The organism is Rahnella victoriana (assembly GCF_021276285.1).
GTDB classification, from domain to species: Bacteria; Pseudomonadota; Gammaproteobacteria; order Enterobacterales; family Enterobacteriaceae; genus Rahnella; species Rahnella victoriana.
Map to the genome: position 1 here is coordinate 100,704 of NZ_CP089919.1, position 16,161 is coordinate 116,864.

Sequence of the window (16,161 nt, forward strand, 5' to 3'; positions counted from 1 at the left end):
GGTGCCGGAGTTCAGCCTTAATTGCGGACGGCACCGCGACCTGACCAGACGATTTCCCCGCTCGGCGCGGTAATCAGACGCATCGACATAGTCGGCGCTTTCACGTCGCCGCTCACGGTGCTGTAAAGCACATACTGCGCTTTCACGATATTCGCCAGACCGATAGCTTTGCTGACTGACGCCAGGCTGTCATCCGGTGATAATCCCAGTGACTGTTTGGCCGACGCCAGTTGCTCAGCAGGTACCACCTGGAATGTGGTGTTGTTCGCCAGCGCATTACGCAAGGCATCGGTGGCTTTCGCCATTTGCAGCGAACCGTTGGTGCTGTTTTTCACGCTATCCACCAGCAGAACGCTGCCCGGCTGGACGCCGTCTGCTTTCAGCATTTTTGCCAGCATCGGCTCAACGGTAGACGTCCAGTCAATGTTGGCAAATTTTGGTGGCTGCGGAACGGGCTGAACCTGCGGCTGTTCCGGAACAGGCGGGTTCACCGGCGGCAACGGTTGTTGCGGCTGCTGCGGTTGTTCAGGCTGCTGTGGCTGGTTTTGTTGCTGGTTAGGCAATGTACAACCCCCGAGGATCAGTGCGGCCATCGCCACAATGAGAAAATACTTTTTCATCAACCTTCTCCGTACAGAAAATTAGAGATAAAGGTAAATACGCACACTGTACGCATCAAGATTGCCGTTCTGGGAGCTGACGTCCACGCTGCTGTTGGCAGGAACGGTCACGGTTCTGGCTTCGGCGACCGGGAATAAATCCAGCCCCTGTTTATCATACCAATAGAAACGGTAATGCAGGGTGACAGGGTGTGGCTGGTTGTTATTGAGTGTGCTGGTGGCTTTTTTCTGCCCGCCGGAGTCAGACACCGTTGGCGAGCCAGGGATAATGCCCGCCGTCAGAACGGGAGATTCCATGACCACTCTTTGTTGATTATTGAGCGCAATAGTGGGCTTGCTGCTACAGCCTATCAACAACATTACCGGCAATAACGCCATCAGAAAACGCATGTTTACCCTTACTGACGAGACAGCAATGGACCCAGTGCACGGCCACCGACCAGATGCATATGGATGTGATAAACCTCTTGCCCGGCGTCACGGTTGCAGTTGACGATCAGACGATAGCCGCTTTCTGCTATCCCTTCCTGCTCGGCAATTTTCGCGGCCACGGTCATCATTCTGCCCAATGCCGCTTCATGCGTGGCATCCACGTCGTTCATGGTCGGGATCAGGATATTGGGGATAATCAGGATATGGCTCGTTGCCTGAGGAGAAATGTCACGAAACGCGGTGACCAGTTCGTCCTGAAAAACGATATCGGCGGGGATTTCACCGCGAATAATTTTGCTGAAAATTGTCTCTTCGGCCATCTTAACTGTCCTTAACAAAGTAAAAAGCGTTGTACGCAGTATGGGTTAGAATTTCCATTCCTTTCAACCTGATTACGCTTTTTGATGCTTAATTGACGCAGAAAGCGCCAGCCAGCGCCCTGCCAAATCGCAGGCATAAAAAAAGGAGGCCGAAGCCTCCTCTTTCAGAACGGGTCAATACGCACCATTAATGGTTACGCATGTACTCGTCCATATCGGTTTTCAGGTTGTCAGACTTGGTACCGAAAATCGCCTGAACACCAGAACCCGCAACCACCACACCTGCTGCACCCAGTTTTTTCAGGCCAGCCTGATCAACTTTGGACACATCCGCCACGCTGACGCGCAGACGGGTAATACAGGCATCGAGGTTAGTGATGTTTTCTTTACCGCCGAAAGCCTGAACCAGAGAAGCAGACATTTCTGAGCCGCCCTGTGCTGAGGTTTCGCTGGTCGCGTCTTCACGGCCAGGGGTTTTCAGATCCAGTTTCGCAATCAGGAAACGGAAGATGCTGTAGTAAATGACCGCATACACCGCACCCACGATTGGGAACAACCAGATTTTGCTGCTGTTACCGCTCAGGACGATGAAGTCGATCAGACCGTGCGAGAAGCTGGTACCGTCACGCATACCCAACAGGATACAGATCGGGAATGCCAGACCGGCCAGAATCGCGTGGATCACATACAGGATCGGCGCAACGAACATGAAGGAGAATTCGATTGGCTCGGTGATACCGGTCAGGAATGCAGTCAGTGCAGCGGAAATCATGATACCGCCGACTTTTGCACGGTTTTCAGGTTTCGCTGAGTGCCAGATGGCCACCGCCGCAGCAGGCAGACCGTACATTTTGAACAGGAAGCCACCGGACAGTTTACCCGCAGTCGGGTCACCCGCCATATAACGTGGGATATCGCCGTGGAACACCTGACCTGCAGAGTTCACGTACTCACCGATTTGCATCTGGAACGGAACGTTCCAGATATGGTGCAGACCAAACGGCACCAGCGCACGTTCTACCACGCCGTAAATACCAAATGCCACAACCGGGTTCTGATAAGCCGCCCATTGTGAGAAGGTCTGAATACCTGTGCCGATAGGTGGCCAGATGAAGGACAGCACCACACCCAGGATAATCGCAGCCAGACCAGAGATGATCGGAACAAAACGTTTACCGGCGAAGAAGCCCAGATATTCTGGCAGCTTGATGCGGTAGAAACGGTTGAACATGTAGGCCGCAATCGCACCGGAGATAATACCGCCGAGTACGCCGGTATCCGCCAGATGCTTGGCTGCAATTTCTTCAGCCGGCAAATGCAGAACCAGAGGGGCAACCACCGCCATGGTTTTCACCATGATGCCGTAGGCTACAACGGACGCCAGTGCAGAAACACCGTCGTTGTTGGTGAAGCCTAAAGCCACACCGATAGCAAAGATCAGAGGCATGTTAGCGAAGACTGAACCACCGGCTTCGGCCATAACATGGGAAACGATCATTGGCAGCCAGCTAAAGTTTGCAGAACCGACGCCAAGCAGGATACCTGCGATTGGCAGTACGGATACTGGCAGCATTAGCGATTTACCGACCTTTTGAAGGTTTGCAAACGCGTTCTTAAACATAATTGAGTGTGCTCCTGAGTAATGATGCTTTTTGATACTTCATGCGGTGCAGTGTGTTAACTGACCGCTTTGCAAAAGGGTGATGAACCTTTTGCTGTCGGGTGTCTGAGCACCCCTTTTAATTTTTACGAAGGGTAAAATAATTCCCTTTGTTAATGTTTGATGGCAGTCACGTTTTTCTGAAAAATGCAGTAAGTACGTCTTAATAACCGCCATTTATCAACACAAAATCCGAAGAAAGGCAGCCTGACACCGCCAAAAACGGTGCCAAGATACCTCATTCAGAGGATTAATTACGAGGTGAAAAATAAATACAGTGAATATGACCCAGCCTAAGGCTAGATCAGACGGGCGCTGTCGATGTGAAATAATCGTGAAAAGTTTGCTGTTGTGGCTTCGGCGAGTTGCTCCACGCTCACCCCTTTGAGCACCGCCATATAATCGGCCACGTCACGTACATAAGCAGGCTGGTTTTCTTTGCCACGGTGCGGTACCGGCGCCAGATAAGGCGAATCAGTTTCCACCAGCAGCCGGTCCAGCGGCACATAACGCGCCACTTCACGCAATGCTTCCGCGTTGCGGAAGGTCACAATGCCGGAAAACGAGATGCAGAACCCCAGATCCAGCAGATATTTCGCCGTCGGTAAGTCTTCGGTGAAACAGTGCAGAACGCCGCCACACTCCCCTGCCTTTTCTTCGGTCAAAATATCCAGCGTGTCCTGGCGTGCATCGCGGGTATGCACGATGACCGGCTTGTTCAGTTCACGGCCAATGCGGATGTGTTCGCGGAAAGAGTCCTGTTGCAGTTTCAGCTGATGCGCTTCTTTCTGGTAAAAATAATCAAGACCGGTTTCGCCCATCGCCACCACCTTCGGGCTGGCCGCAAGCTGACGCAGTTCGCCGAAATCATACCCTTCGTCGATATTCAGCGGATGGACACCGCAGGAAAAAGCCACATCAGGGCGATCGCCGATCAGTTGCGTCATCGCCTGATATCCCGGCAATGTCGTTGCAACCGCCAGCATGAATTTCACATCACGCTCGCGCGCTTTTTCCAGCACGTTATCTACGCCGGAATGCAGTTCGTCGTAATCAAGGCTGTCGAGATGGCAGTGGGAATCAACTAAAAACATGGTCATTAACTCGTTACGGTCTGTTTAGATAAATCGGTATTCAGCGCGTCAGAGCAGCACTGAAAAATGAAGAGGGTGTCTTGCCCTGCAGGATCTGTTCCCATTCCAGCAACTGTTCGGTCAACAGCAGCTCGCGGTTTACACCCACGATGGAAAGCAGTTGCTGACGACAATGCATCCAGGCGGTGACGGACTGTTGCAGCGACGCATTAGATTGCGCACCGGCCAGCATCGCAATCAGCGGCTGCTGATCGTGATTGATGATGAACTGCCCTGCGTGCTGCTGCCATTTGATGGCATCCAGCAGGAGCGTCGCCAGCCAGTACAGGCGCTCCGCGGCATCGTCGTGATTCAGTTGCGGTAACAGGGAAAGCATATCGTGTTGCTGGCACTGAACGTAAAGCTGCTGGCAAAGCGCCACGCGTTGCTTCCACCGCTCAGGCTGTAACAGTTCCATCGCAGACAACGGCGCACCGTTGGTCAGGCGCAGTGCGGTTTTAATCGCGATGGGATCGGCGCTGAGCTGGCGGTTGACCCATTGGATCGCCAGCGCCTCATCAGGCACCGGCAGGTGCCAGTAGAAACAACGGCTGCGGATAGTCGCCAGCAAAGACGAAGGTTCACGGCAACCGAGCAGGAAATAGGTACCCGCCGGAGGCTCTTCCAGCGTTTTCAGTAAAGCATTGGCTGCGGCTTCGGTCAGCAATTCAGTCTGCGGGATCCACACGACTTTTGCGCCGCCCTGCTGCGAATAGTTGTACAACGTTTCAATCAGCTGACGCACCGGATCGATACCCAGTGAGTTTTTGCCTTTTTCAGGTTGCAGGATATGCCAGTCGGGATGGTTTCCGGCGATCATCAGCTGGCAGCTATGACAGGTGCCGCAACTTTTTTCGCCGTCTTTGTGCTGGCAAAGCAACCAGCGACTCAGACCGTACACCAGTGCCTCATCGCCGATGCCCGCCGCCGCATGCATCAGCACCGCGTGATGACCCCGCCCCGTCTGGTATTGCCCGGTCAGTTGTCTGTACGGGCCGGTGAGCCACGGATACCAGTTCATGATGCGTTGCCTTGCTCGTCGAACCAGTTTTTCAGCGTCAGCTCGATGGACGCAGTGACCTGTTCGATAGATTGTGAGGCATCGATAGTCTTGATGCGCGGGTCTTCGGCCGCCAGTTCAAGATAGCGCGCCCGTGTGCGTTCAAAGAAAGGCAACGCTTCCTGTTCGATACGATCAAGTTCACCACGGGCACGGGCGCGTTGCAGGCCAATAGCCGGTGGCAGATCAAGATACAGCGTCAGATCCGGCCGGAAATCGCCGAGCACGGTATCACGCAACGAACTCATCAGACTGGCATCAATCCCGCGTCCGCCGCCCTGATAGGCTTGCGAAGAAAGGTCGTGCCGGTCGCCGACAACCCATGCGCCACGCGCCAGTGCAGGCAAAATCACTGTCTCAACCAGTTGCACACGCGCCGCGTAAAGCATCAGCACTTCTGCTTTCACAGTCGGTTTTTCGCCGTCGACACCACGTTTGAAGAGATCGCGTAATTTCTCGGCCAGCGGCGTGCCGCCCGGTTCACGGGTGAAGACAATGTCTTCCACGCCATGCTCGCGCAGCGCGTTAACGACCACGTCATGTGCGGTGGTTTTCCCTGCCCCTTCGAGGCCTTCAATAACAATGAAGTTACTTTTCATTCTTGTTCTTAAGCGCCTCTATGTACACACGAACCGCCTTGTTATGGTTCTCAAGGTTAGTGCTGAAAGTATGCCCGCCTTTCCCGTCGGCGACAAAGTATAGATACGGTGTCTTCGCCGGATGCGCAGCCGCCTGGAGTGACGCCTCACTTGGCATCGCAATAGGGGACGGCGGCAGACCGGTGATCACGTAGGTATTGTACGGCGTTGGCGTTTCTAAATCTTTTTTCGTGATGTTGCCGGTGTATTTCTCACCCATACCATAAATCACGGTCGGATCGGTTTGCAGGCGCATACCGATGCGCAGACGGTTGATAAACACTGACGCCACTTCCGGGCGCTCATCTTTTACGGCCGTTTCTTTTTCGATGATCGACGCCATGGTGACCATATCAGCAGGCGTTTTATATGGCAGGGCATCAGCACGGCCTTTCCAGATATCCGCGACGGTTTTCTCCATCCGCACATGCGCACGTTTCAGCAGAGACAGGTCCGTCATACCGGCGGTGTAATGATAGGTATCCGGATACAGCCAGCCTTCGACATTTTTGCTGTCGGTGGCTCCCAGCGCGACGGCAATCTCTTCGTCACTTTTGCCGCTGAGTTCATGCTTCAGATACTCTGATTTTTCCAGCACTTTCATCCAGTCGCTGAGCTTAAAACCCTCGACAAACCGAATGCTGAATTGTGCCTCTTTGCCGCTTTTCAGCAGTTCGAGCATCTGGCGCACCGTCATGCCTTTCTCAAGGCGATAGGTGCCGGCTTTAAACTCGCTCAGTTCAGGTTCCAGACGCAGCAACCATGGGAACCACGGATTCGGCTTCATCAGCTTTTTATCGATCAGCAGCGTTTCCAGCACCACGCGGCCGGTCCCTGCTGGCAGGGTAAAGATGGTTTCACTGCTGACATTGATCGGACGATCAGCGAAGTGTTTCACTTTCTGGTAGGCAAACGTCGCCAGTCCTAAAAGGATCAGGACAATCAGGGCGAAGATTTTGGTCTTTTTGTTTGTCATTGTTTATTCACTTTTTAACAGCTCTGGAGCAGGAAATCGTACAAACGCCGCGAAGCGTAATGGTGATCATCAACCTGACTGACCGGCAGAACGGGCATCAGGGCGTTGCATAGCAGAATTTCATCCGCATCGGATAGCGTATCCGGCGTTTCACTGACGATGTGGACAACCCAGGGAGAGGTGGCTTCCAGTACGCGCAGGATATGCTGGCGCATAATGCCGTCCACACCGGACTGCGATACATCCGGGGTAAACACCTGATTTCCCTTACGCCAGAATAAATTAGCCGCACAGCATTCCACCAGGCAACCCGAGGTGTCAACCACCAGCGCCTCATTGGCCTCTGTCTGGTCAAGATGCAGGCGGATCATCACCTGTTCCAGACGGTTCAGATGCTTTATCCCCGCCAGCAGCGGGTTTTGACTGAGTCTCACCGGGCTGAGAGTGAGTTTCACGCCCTGTTGACGCCACCCGTGATAATGCGCCGGATAAGCCGACGTCGACACAATTCGGGTCGGCGCGGAGCAACCTGCTGCGCTGTAGCCTCGTCCGCCCTGTCCGCGGGTCACTACCGCTTTCACGACGGCTTCATGCTGCTGTCCGGCAGCCAGAACCATTTCCTGTTCCAGTGCAGCCCAGTCCACATTGTCGATCCGCAGCACCGCCGACGCGCGTTGCAGCCGCTCAATATGCTGTGGCAGGAAAGCGATCTCACCGTTTTGCACGCAGGCAGTCGTAAAGCAACCGTCGCCAAATTGCACCGAACGGTCGCGTGCGGGCAATGTTTCTGCCGCCACACCGTTAATCCACATGGTTACTTCCTCCGGGCCGCATGGTTAAGATCTTCAGACAGCAGAGCCTGCGTGAGCGCGACTGTTGCATCAAGTAGAGCATTCTTACTTTAGGTTCAGACAGCAAAAAGGCCCGATTAACGGGCCTTCACATACAAAGACTTTGCTGAATCACATCTTACGGAATACCAGCGAACCATTGGTGCCGCCGAAACCGAATGAGTTACACAGCGAATACTGCATGTCTTTCACCTGGCGTGCTTCGTGAGGCACAAAATCCAGATCACAACCTTCGTCCGGATTGTCCAGATTGATGGTCGGCGGTACCGACTGATCGCGTAATGCCAGCAGGGTAAAGATAGACTCTACCGCACCCGCCGCGCCTAACAGATGGCCTGTCATCGATTTGGTCGAGCTGACCATAACTTTCTGCGCATCAGCCCCAAAGACAGACTTAACCGCCTGCGTTTCTGCTTTGTCGCCTGCTGACGTCGAGGTGCCATGTGCGTTGATGTAACCAATCTGCGCCGCCGAAACACCGGCGTCACGCAATGCATTTTCCATCGCCAGTGCCGCACCCGCGCCATCTTCCGGCGGTGAGGTCATATGGAAGGCATCGCTGCTCATACCAAAACCGACGATTTCAGCATAAATTTTTGCACCGCGTTTACGGGCATGCTCGTACTCTTCCAGCACCATAATGCCTGCGCCGTCACCCAGTACGAAACCATCACGATCTTTATCCCACGGACGGCTTGCCGCCTGAGGATTGTCATTGCGCGTCGAAAGCGCGCGCGCGGCACCAAATCCACCCACACCCAGCGGGGTACTGGCTTTTTCTGCGCCGCCTGCCAGCATCACGTCAGCATCGTTATACGCGATGATACGGGCTGCATGACCAATATTGTGCACACCAGAAGTACAGGCTGTAGCAATAGAAATACTCGGCCCACGCAACCCGAACATGATACTCAGATGACCTGCAATCATGTTGACGATAGTTGAGGGAACGAAGAAAGGACTTATTTTGCGTGGTCCGCCGTTAACCAATGAGGTATGGTTTTCTTCAATCAGACCAAGTCCGCCGATACCGGAACCGATCGCCGCACCAATGCGTGTCGCGTTCTCAGCAGTCACTTCAAGCCCGGAGTCTTGCATCGCCTGAATACCGGCAGTAATACCATACTGAATAAAGGCATCCATCTTGCGGGCATCTTTGCGCGGGATGAAGTCTTCACAGTTAAAATCTTTTACTAAGCCAGCAAAACGCGTTGCGTAGGCACTAGTATCAAAATGGTCGATCAGGCTGATGCCACTCTGACCGGCAAGGAGAGCGTTCCAAGTGGACTCTACAGTATTGCCGACAGGAGACAGCATGCCCAGTCCAGTCACTACAACTCGACGCTTAGACACGTGTGTCCTCCAGGGAGGGAAAAAAGTAGTAATACCGTGGGATAAAAAAAACTTAGGCGGTCAAATGACCGCCTAACTATCTAAACTTAAAGCATGTACGCTTACTGTTGGCTAGCGTTGATAAAATCAATAGCTGCCTGAACAGTAGTGATTTTTTCAGCTTCTTCGTCAGGGATCTCGGTATCAAACTCTTCTTCCAGAGCCATAACCAGCTCAACGGTGTCGAGAGAATCAGCGCCAAGGTCGTCTACGAAAGAGGCAGCATTCACTACTTCTTCCTGTTTAACACCCAGCTGTTCAACGATGATTTTCTTAACGCGTTCTTCGATAGTGCTCATACTCTTAAATTTCCTATCAAAACTCGCTTTCGCGATGGTTTTCGTAGTGTATAAAATGTTGAAAAAGATGCAACTAAATCCAGGCTGGTCAAACCACGAATTTGCTCTATTTTGCGGTTTTTACCGCAAAAAACGCAAATAATTTCGTAATTTTTAAATCATGTACATGCCGCCATTGACATGTAATGTTTCACCCGTGATGTAGCTGGCCTCGTCAGAGGCTAAAAAAGCAACGGCGCTGGCAATTTCTTTGGCATCGCCCAACCGGTTGGCTGGAACTGATGACAAAATGCCTGCGCGTTGATCATCTGTCAACGCCCTTGTCATATCCGTCTCAATAAAGCCGGGAGCGACGACGTTGACAGTAATGCCACGTGAAGCGACTTCACGTGCCAAAGACTTACTAAAACCAATCAAGCCAGCTTTAGCCGCCGCGTAGTTCGCCTGCCCTGCGTTACCCATGGTGCCAACAACGGAACCAATTGTAATAATCCGTCCACACCGTTTCTTCATCATAGCCCGCATGACAGCTTTTGACAGCCGAAACACTGAAGTCAGGTTCGTGTCCAGGATATCCTGCCACTCGTCATCCTTCATTCGCATGAGAAGGTTATCACGTGTAATGCCGGCATTATTAACTAAAATATCAATTTCGCCAAATTCAGCTCGAATCGTCGCCAATACTTGGTCAATAGATGCAGAATCAACCACATTGAGCATGATACCTTTGCCATTATCGCCTAAATATTCGCCGATCGCTTCAGCACCTTTCTCGCTGGTCGCGGTGCCGATCACTTTCGCGCCGCCAGCAACCAGTTTCTCTGCGATTGCGCGGCCAATACCACGGCTGGCACCGGTAACCAGTGCAATTTTGCCTTCGAAGCTCATACTCATCCTCTTATTACTGCTCAAGCGCCGCTGCCAGACTTGCCGTGTCGTTCACAGCGGCAGCCGTCAGGGTGTCAACAATACGTTTAGTCAGACCGGTCAGAACTTTGCCCGGCCCCACTTCTAACAGGTGCTCAACGCCTTGTGCTGCCATGAATTCGACAGACTCAGTCCAGCGAACCGGGCTGTACAGCTGACGAACCAGCGCACTGCGGATAGCTTCAGGAGACGTTTCGATTTTCACGTCAACGTTATTCACAACAGAATACTGTGGTGCGCTGAAGGTGACATTTTCGAGTGCCACTGCCATTTTTTCAGCGGCAGGTTTCATCAGTGCGCAGTGTGACGGCACACTGACCGGCAGAGGCAGTGCACGTTTTGCGCCCGCTTCTTTACAGGCAGCGCCCGCACGCTCTACGGCTTCTTTATTACCCGCGATCACAACCTGACCTGGCGAGTTGAAGTTCACCGGAGAAACCACCTGACCTTGTGCCGATTCTTCACAGGCTTTGGCAATCGCGTCATTATCCAGACCGATGATCGCATACATTGCGCCAGTGCCCGCCGGAACGGCTTCCTGCATCAGTTTACCGCGCAGTTCAACCAGGGAAATTGCCTGTTTGAAATCCAGTACACCCGCACACACCAGAGCAGAATACTCACCCAGGCTGTGGCCTGCCATCAGAACAGGCTGAGTGCCGTTCTGTTGCTGCCATACGCGCCAGATAGCGACGGAAGCGGCCAGCAATGCAGGCTGCGTCTGCCAGGTTTTATTCAGTTCTTCAGCAGGTCCCTGTTGCACCAGCTGCCATAAATCGTACCCCAGCGCCGAAGAAGCCTCGGCAAATGTTTCTTCAACCACCGGATGCGCAGCGGCTAAATCAGCCAGCATACCGAGTGTCTGAGAACCCTGACCAGGGAAAACAACTGCAATTTTTGTCATTTTTATCATCCTGTTAAATCAAAAACGTACCAGCGCCGAGCCCCAGGTAAAGCCACCGCCAAATGCTTCGAGCAACACTAATTGCCCGCGCTGAATTCTGCCATCACGTACCGCTTCGTCAAATGCTGCAGGCACAGAAGCCGCAGAGGTGTTGCCATGACGATCGAGGGTGACCACGACTTTCTCCATCCCCATGCCCAGCTTTTTCGCTGTCGCACTGATGATGCGCAGGTTCGCCTGATGCGGAACCAGCCAGTCCAGTTCGGAACGGTCGAGATTGTTTGCTGTCAGGGTTTCATCAACAATGTGCGCCAGTTCAGTCACAGCGACTTTGAAGACTTCATTCCCAGCCATGGTGACATAGGCAGGTTTTTCCGGCTCTGACTGGCTTGGATAGGCCAGTGTCAGCAGGTTGCCATAATGACCATCGGCATGCATATGTGTGGAGATGATACCTTGCTCTTCAGACGCGCCGAGCAGTACCGCACCCGCACCATCACCAAAGAGGATCACCGTACCGCGATCTTCAGGATCGAGTTTACGGGACAGCACATCAGAACCGATCACCAGTGCGTATTTCACGGCACCGTTTTTAATGTATTGATCGGCAACGCTCAGTGCATAGGTAAAACCTGCACATGCGGCCGCCAGATCGAACGCTGCGGAATCCTTGATGCCCAGCATATTCTGCACCTGGCAGGCTGAACTCGGGAATGCATGTGAAGATGAGGTTGTTGCAACAATGATCAAACCCACGTCGCTTGCGCTGACGCCGGCCATTTCCAGTGCTTTTTCTGCAGCGTGCAGGCCCATTGTGGCCACAGTCTCATCCGGTGCAGCGATACGACGCTCACGAATACCTGTACGCGTGACAATCCACTCGTCGGAGGTATCCACCATTTTTTCTAAGTCGGCATTAGTCCGAACTTGCACGGGCAAATAGCTCCCCGTACCGAGAATCTTTGTATACATGTACGATCAGTCACTCTTGGGTAATACAGCTTCAAGGCGCGCGGCAATCCGCTGAGGGACCTGCCGCTGCACCGCCTGCACAGCCTGTTCGATAGCAACAGCAAACGCACGCTGGTTTGCTCCGCCGTGGCTTTTAATAACGATGCCCCGTAATCCTAACAAACATGCGCCATTATACTGGTCGGGGTTGAGGTGGCTAAAACGCTTTAGCAACTTCTTCTGTAAAATCCGACCTAACCATTTCAACCACCAGGCCTTCTTGCCACCCTCTCCTGAGGATTTTAACAGTGACAAAAACATCCTTATTACGCCTTCCATGGTCTTGAGCGTCACGTTTCCCACAAAACCGTCACATACCATCACATCCGTTTTACCGGTCAGTAGGTCATTGCCTTCAAGATAGCCGATATAGTTGATTAATGCGGTATTTTTTAAAATCGCGGCGGCTTCTCGGATATTATCCAGCCCTTTACTTTCCTCTTCACCGATGTTGAGCAAGGCCACACGAGGGGTCGATATCCCCACCACCTGTTCGGCCATGACAGCGCCCATTACAGCAAACTGGACCAGCATTCTGCTGTCACACTCAACATTGGCCCCCAGATCCAGCACCACCGTTTTACTGCGTTGCTGGTTGGGTAATACACTCATCAACGCTGGCCGTTCAATGCCTTCAAGAGGCTTCACGACCAGTTTGGCTAATCCCATTAACGCGCCGGTATTCCCCGCGCTGACACACGCCTGTGCGTCACCACTTTTGATCAGTTCCAACGCCACACGCATTGAGCTTCCTTTACTGGCACGTATAGCTTGCGACGCGCGCATGTCGTTGGCTATAACTGATTCAGCAGGAATTATCCGAATTCGTTCTGTTAAAGAAGGATCGGCTTTGGCTAAGAAAGGTGTGATTGCGTCGGGATCGCCGACCAGAAGGAGGTCTAATTCAGAATTAGAGATCAGTGCCTGCAATGAAGCAGGCACTGTGACGGAAGGACCGAAATCCCCGCCCATTACATCTAACGCGATGGTTAGACGAGTCAAGGTATCGCCTTGCCAGCACTTATCACGTGAATAAGTAGCAGGCAAATATCAGCCGATAACCTTGCGACCGCGGTAGAAACCGTCGGCAGTGATGTGGTGACGCAGGTGAGTTTCACCAGAAGTCTTGTCCACAGACAGAGTGGAAGTGGTCAGAGCGTCATGTGAACGACGCATGCCACGTTTAGAACGGGTTGGTTTATTCTGTTGTACGGCCATGGACCTTACTCCTTAAGTACTTTTCTTTAAACTCGCTAATACGGCAAATGGATTTGGTTTCTCCGCCTCTTCAGGCAGTTTGCCGAATACCATGTCCGCTTCGGACACTTCACAGTGTTCAGATTCATGTACCGGAACGACAGGCAGTGAAAGAATAATTTCGTCTTCAATCATTGCCAGCAAATCGACTTCGCCAAAATCATCGACTTCGATCGGCTCGTACACTTCCGGTAATGCCTCAGCCTGTTCATCATTCTGGACAGGGCTAAAACAATACGTTGTGTGAACCTGATGTTCAAACGTCTTACCGCATCTCTGGCATTCCAGAGTCACAGCAACATCGGAGTGGCCGGTAATCACAGCCAGGCGCTGATTGTCGATATTAAACGACAAAGAGGTTTGTATATCAGAATCCACACTGACCACTGATTGGGCAACACGCGTAACCTGATCGGCAGTATAGACACCTGTATAGTCTAAACGCTTCTGGGCTGTGCGAACCGCATCAAGGGTCAGGGGTAATTTTACTTTTTGCATAGGGCGCGCATATTAACTTTGTAACGACAGAGAGTCAAAGAAAAAGGCCTCAAAACCGCACCTTTCACCAATATTCGCTTCCGCAGCGGCCAACAGTTTAAAATGTGCGATTCAATAACGCTACGCTTTGTGAAAAAAAATTATGTCAGCACACTCTAAAAAACTTCTTCTGGCGTCAACATCGCTCTACCGCAAGGCCCTGCTTGATAAAACGGGTCTGGTATTTTCCTGCGCGGCTCCCGACATTGATGAGTCACCGCAGCCTGATGAACAACCTGATGCGCTGGTAAAACGCCTGGCTTTAGCCAAAGCCAGCGTGCTGGCGGCGGCCAACCCTGAACATCTGATCATAGGTTCTGATCAGGTCTGTGTTATTAACGGAAAAATAACCGGTAAGCCGCACACATTTGATAACGCCTTTCGCCAGCTTCGTGCTGCCAGCGGCAAAACCGTGACGTTTTATACCGGCCTGAGCCTGTATAACAGCGAGACACAAACCGCACAGACATTATGCGAAACGTTCGACGTATCATTCCGCCCGTTATCTGATGATGAAATTACGGGATATCTGCATCGCGAGCAGCCTTATGACTGCGCAGGAAGTTTTAAATGTGAAGGACTGGGGATCACACTTTTCGACCGCCTGACAGGACGCGACCCGAATACGCTCATCGGGTTGCCGCTGATTGCCCTGCTCTCCTTACTGCGCGAACACGGCATCAATCCGTTGCTTGAAAGTCGTTAAGTGCGAGGCATAAAAAAAGGCGCAACCAGTGCGCCTCTTTATAAGCTGATCTTTTTAACGAGCAGTTGCTTTGCCGCGTAAAATTTTCAGGCAGTTACGAAGTTTGGCATCCATAGGAGCCTCAATGCGCATGGTTTCACCGCTAGCCGGATGTTCAAAACGCAGCGCAGCTGCATGCAGGAAAAGTCGATTCAGCCCGGTTCCGGACAGTTTTGCATCGAAATCACGCTCACCATAACGGTCATCAAACGCAATCGGATGGCCAGCGTGCAACGCATGTACGCGGATCTGATGCGTTCTGCCGGTCACCGGGCTGGCTTTCACCAGCGTGGCAAACTCATAGCGTTCTTCAATTTTAAAGCGCGTTTCAGAAGGTTTACCTTCCGCATTAACCCGAACGACCCGCTCGCCGCTTTGCAAAATATTCTTCAGCAAAGGCGCCTGAATCACTTTGCAGTGCGACGGCCATTCACCACGGACCAGCGCCAGATAATCCTTCTGCATGCTCTTTATCCGCAATTGCTCATGCAGGGAGCGCAGTGCTGAACGCTTTTTAGCGACCAGTAAAACACCGGAAGTATCACGGTCCAGACGGTGTACCAGTTCCAGGAAGCGTGCTTCGGGACGAAGCGCCCGCAGCCCTTCAATGACACCGAAACTTAATCCGCTGCCGCCATGCACAGCGGTGCCGGACGGTTTGTTGAGGATCAGCAAATGATCGTCTTCATATAAGATGCAATCAGCCAGCGCAGCGACTTTATCCAGTTTGGCAGATACAGGTGCTTCATCACGCTCAGCCACGCGAACAGGCGGCACACGCACTTCATCACCGGCCAGTAATTTGTATTCCGGTTTAATTCTTTTCTTATTGACCCGCACTTCACCCTTACGCACGATGCGATAGATCATGCTCTTCGGCACGCCCTTTAGGATTTTTAATAAGAAGTTGTCGATACGCTGACCGGCTTCATCTTCAGAAATGGGGATTAATTGTACAGTTGGATTCTCAGTTTTCATGGCTCGCGATTCTAAATATCCGGCACGGTTCGCGCCACTGATTTTTATGTGCTTAACTCTTACTTTACCAGTAACAGCCGAGGAAAACCTTCCCACACCCCCTGTTTTTTAAGAAAGCTCAGGTTCAGACAATGCGGCACATCTCTCATTGAGGTAAATATCTTACCTGCTTGGGAAAAGTCACCTTGCTATCACAGTGCCTGCAATGGAATAATGAAGTCACTTTCGGCGTTGTTTCTCTTAAGTTAGGGAAAACGCAGGAATTATAGATTTGCCTGATTGCACAAAAACGCAGCAATGGCGTAAGACGTAATGTGAAATCAAGCAATTAGCGGGCTGCGGGTTGCAGCTTGGCCGGCATACGGAATGAGATCTGTTAACGTAAATTCAGAAGCTATTCCCCTAATAAAAGTGCTGCTTT

The 16,161-nt window shown here is 52.1% G+C and carries 19 protein-coding genes; 1 reads left to right on the forward strand and 18 read right to left on the reverse strand.

The window, feature by feature from the left end; translation table 11 throughout:
• Positions 1-17: 17 nt before the first annotated feature.
• The 17 genes from lpoB to yceD form a co-directional block, all read right to left on the reverse strand.
• Positions 18-620 (reverse strand): penicillin-binding protein activator LpoB, encoded by a 603-nt coding sequence (gene lpoB / locus J9880_RS00545; RefSeq protein WP_095921349.1) that lies wholly within the window; start codon positions 618-620, stop codon positions 18-20.
• A gap of 21 nt (positions 621-641) precedes the next feature.
• Positions 642-1,010, reverse strand: coding sequence for a YcfL family protein (locus J9880_RS00550; protein WP_095921348.1), 369 nt, complete (start codon positions 1,008-1,010; stop codon positions 642-644).
• A gap of 8 nt (positions 1,011-1,018) precedes the next feature.
• Entirely contained in the window at positions 1,019-1,372 is a 354-nt protein-coding gene (hinT, locus tag J9880_RS00555; RefSeq protein WP_232769951.1) for a purine nucleoside phosphoramidase, read from the reverse strand.
• A gap of 187 nt (positions 1,373-1,559) precedes the next feature.
• Entirely contained in the window at positions 1,560-2,993 is a 1,434-nt protein-coding gene (gene ptsG / locus J9880_RS00560; RefSeq protein WP_095921346.1) for a PTS glucose transporter subunit IIBC, read from the reverse strand.
• Between the two features lie 338 nt (positions 2,994-3,331).
• Positions 3,332-4,126, reverse strand: coding sequence for a metal-dependent hydrolase (locus tag J9880_RS00565; protein WP_131692568.1), 795 nt, complete (start codon positions 4,124-4,126; stop codon positions 3,332-3,334).
• Between the two features lie 40 nt (positions 4,127-4,166).
• Positions 4,167-5,186 (reverse strand): DNA polymerase III subunit delta', encoded by a 1,020-nt coding sequence (holB, locus tag J9880_RS00570; protein WP_095921345.1) that lies wholly within the window; start codon positions 5,184-5,186, stop codon positions 4,167-4,169.
• Entirely contained in the window at positions 5,183-5,824 is a 642-nt protein-coding gene (gene tmk / locus J9880_RS00575) for a dTMP kinase (protein WP_095921344.1), read from the reverse strand. Before tmk ends, holB begins: the two co-directional genes overlap by 4 nt.
• A complete protein-coding gene (gene mltG / locus J9880_RS00580) occupies positions 5,814-6,839 on the reverse strand; it encodes an endolytic transglycosylase MltG (RefSeq protein ID WP_119826474.1) in 1,026 nt (341 codons plus the stop codon). Before mltG ends, tmk begins: the two co-directional genes overlap by 11 nt.
• 14 nt (positions 6,840-6,853) lie before the next feature.
• Entirely contained in the window at positions 6,854-7,651 is a 798-nt protein-coding gene (pabC, locus tag J9880_RS00585) for an aminodeoxychorismate lyase (RefSeq protein ID WP_232769952.1), read from the reverse strand.
• Between the two features lie 150 nt (positions 7,652-7,801).
• On the reverse strand, positions 7,802-9,043 hold the full coding sequence (gene fabF / locus J9880_RS00590) for a beta-ketoacyl-ACP synthase II (RefSeq protein ID WP_095921341.1): 1,242 nt from the start codon (positions 9,041-9,043) through the stop codon (positions 7,802-7,804).
• Between the two features lie 101 nt (positions 9,044-9,144).
• Positions 9,145-9,381 carry an acyl carrier protein gene (gene acpP, locus J9880_RS00595; RefSeq protein ID WP_015690190.1) on the reverse strand — a complete coding sequence of 79 codons (237 nt, stop codon included), beginning with the start codon at positions 9,379-9,381 and terminating at the stop codon, positions 9,145-9,147.
• Between the two features lie 153 nt (positions 9,382-9,534).
• Complete coding sequence (fabG, locus tag J9880_RS00600) at positions 9,535-10,269, reverse strand: 3-oxoacyl-ACP reductase FabG (protein WP_131692572.1); 735 nt, start codon at positions 10,267-10,269, stop codon at positions 9,535-9,537.
• Positions 10,270-10,282: 13 nt separating this feature from the next.
• Entirely contained in the window at positions 10,283-11,212 is a 930-nt protein-coding gene (gene fabD / locus J9880_RS00605) for an ACP S-malonyltransferase (RefSeq protein ID WP_095921339.1), read from the reverse strand.
• An 18-nt stretch (positions 11,213-11,230) separates the two neighbouring features.
• Positions 11,231-12,184 carry a beta-ketoacyl-ACP synthase III gene (locus J9880_RS00610; RefSeq protein ID WP_095921338.1) on the reverse strand — a complete coding sequence of 318 codons (954 nt, stop codon included), beginning with the start codon at positions 12,182-12,184 and terminating at the stop codon, positions 11,231-11,233.
• Positions 12,185-12,190: 6 nt separating this feature from the next.
• Complete coding sequence (plsX, locus tag J9880_RS00615) at positions 12,191-13,225, reverse strand: phosphate acyltransferase PlsX (protein ID WP_131692573.1); 1,035 nt, start codon at positions 13,223-13,225, stop codon at positions 12,191-12,193.
• 48 nt (positions 13,226-13,273) lie between these two features.
• Positions 13,274-13,441 carry a 50S ribosomal protein L32 gene (rpmF, locus tag J9880_RS00620; protein WP_013576249.1) on the reverse strand — a complete coding sequence of 56 codons (168 nt, stop codon included), beginning with the start codon at positions 13,439-13,441 and terminating at the stop codon, positions 13,274-13,276.
• A 12-nt stretch (positions 13,442-13,453) separates the two neighbouring features.
• Positions 13,454-13,978 (reverse strand): 23S rRNA accumulation protein YceD, encoded by a 525-nt coding sequence (gene yceD, locus J9880_RS00625; RefSeq protein WP_232769953.1) that lies wholly within the window; start codon positions 13,976-13,978, stop codon positions 13,454-13,456.
• A gap of 142 nt (positions 13,979-14,120) precedes the next feature.
• Here yceD and J9880_RS00630 point away from each other — a divergent pair, with 142 nt between their 5' ends.
• Positions 14,121-14,723, forward strand: a complete 603-nt coding sequence (locus tag J9880_RS00630; protein ID WP_131692574.1) for a Maf family protein — start codon at positions 14,121-14,123, stop codon at positions 14,721-14,723.
• Between the two features lie 54 nt (positions 14,724-14,777).
• Here the strand turns inward: J9880_RS00630 and rluC are convergent, their stop codons facing one another.
• Positions 14,778-15,740, reverse strand: a complete 963-nt coding sequence (gene rluC, locus J9880_RS00635; RefSeq protein ID WP_131692575.1) for a 23S rRNA pseudouridine(955/2504/2580) synthase RluC — start codon at positions 15,738-15,740, stop codon at positions 14,778-14,780.
• Positions 15,741-16,161 lie beyond the last annotated feature (421 nt).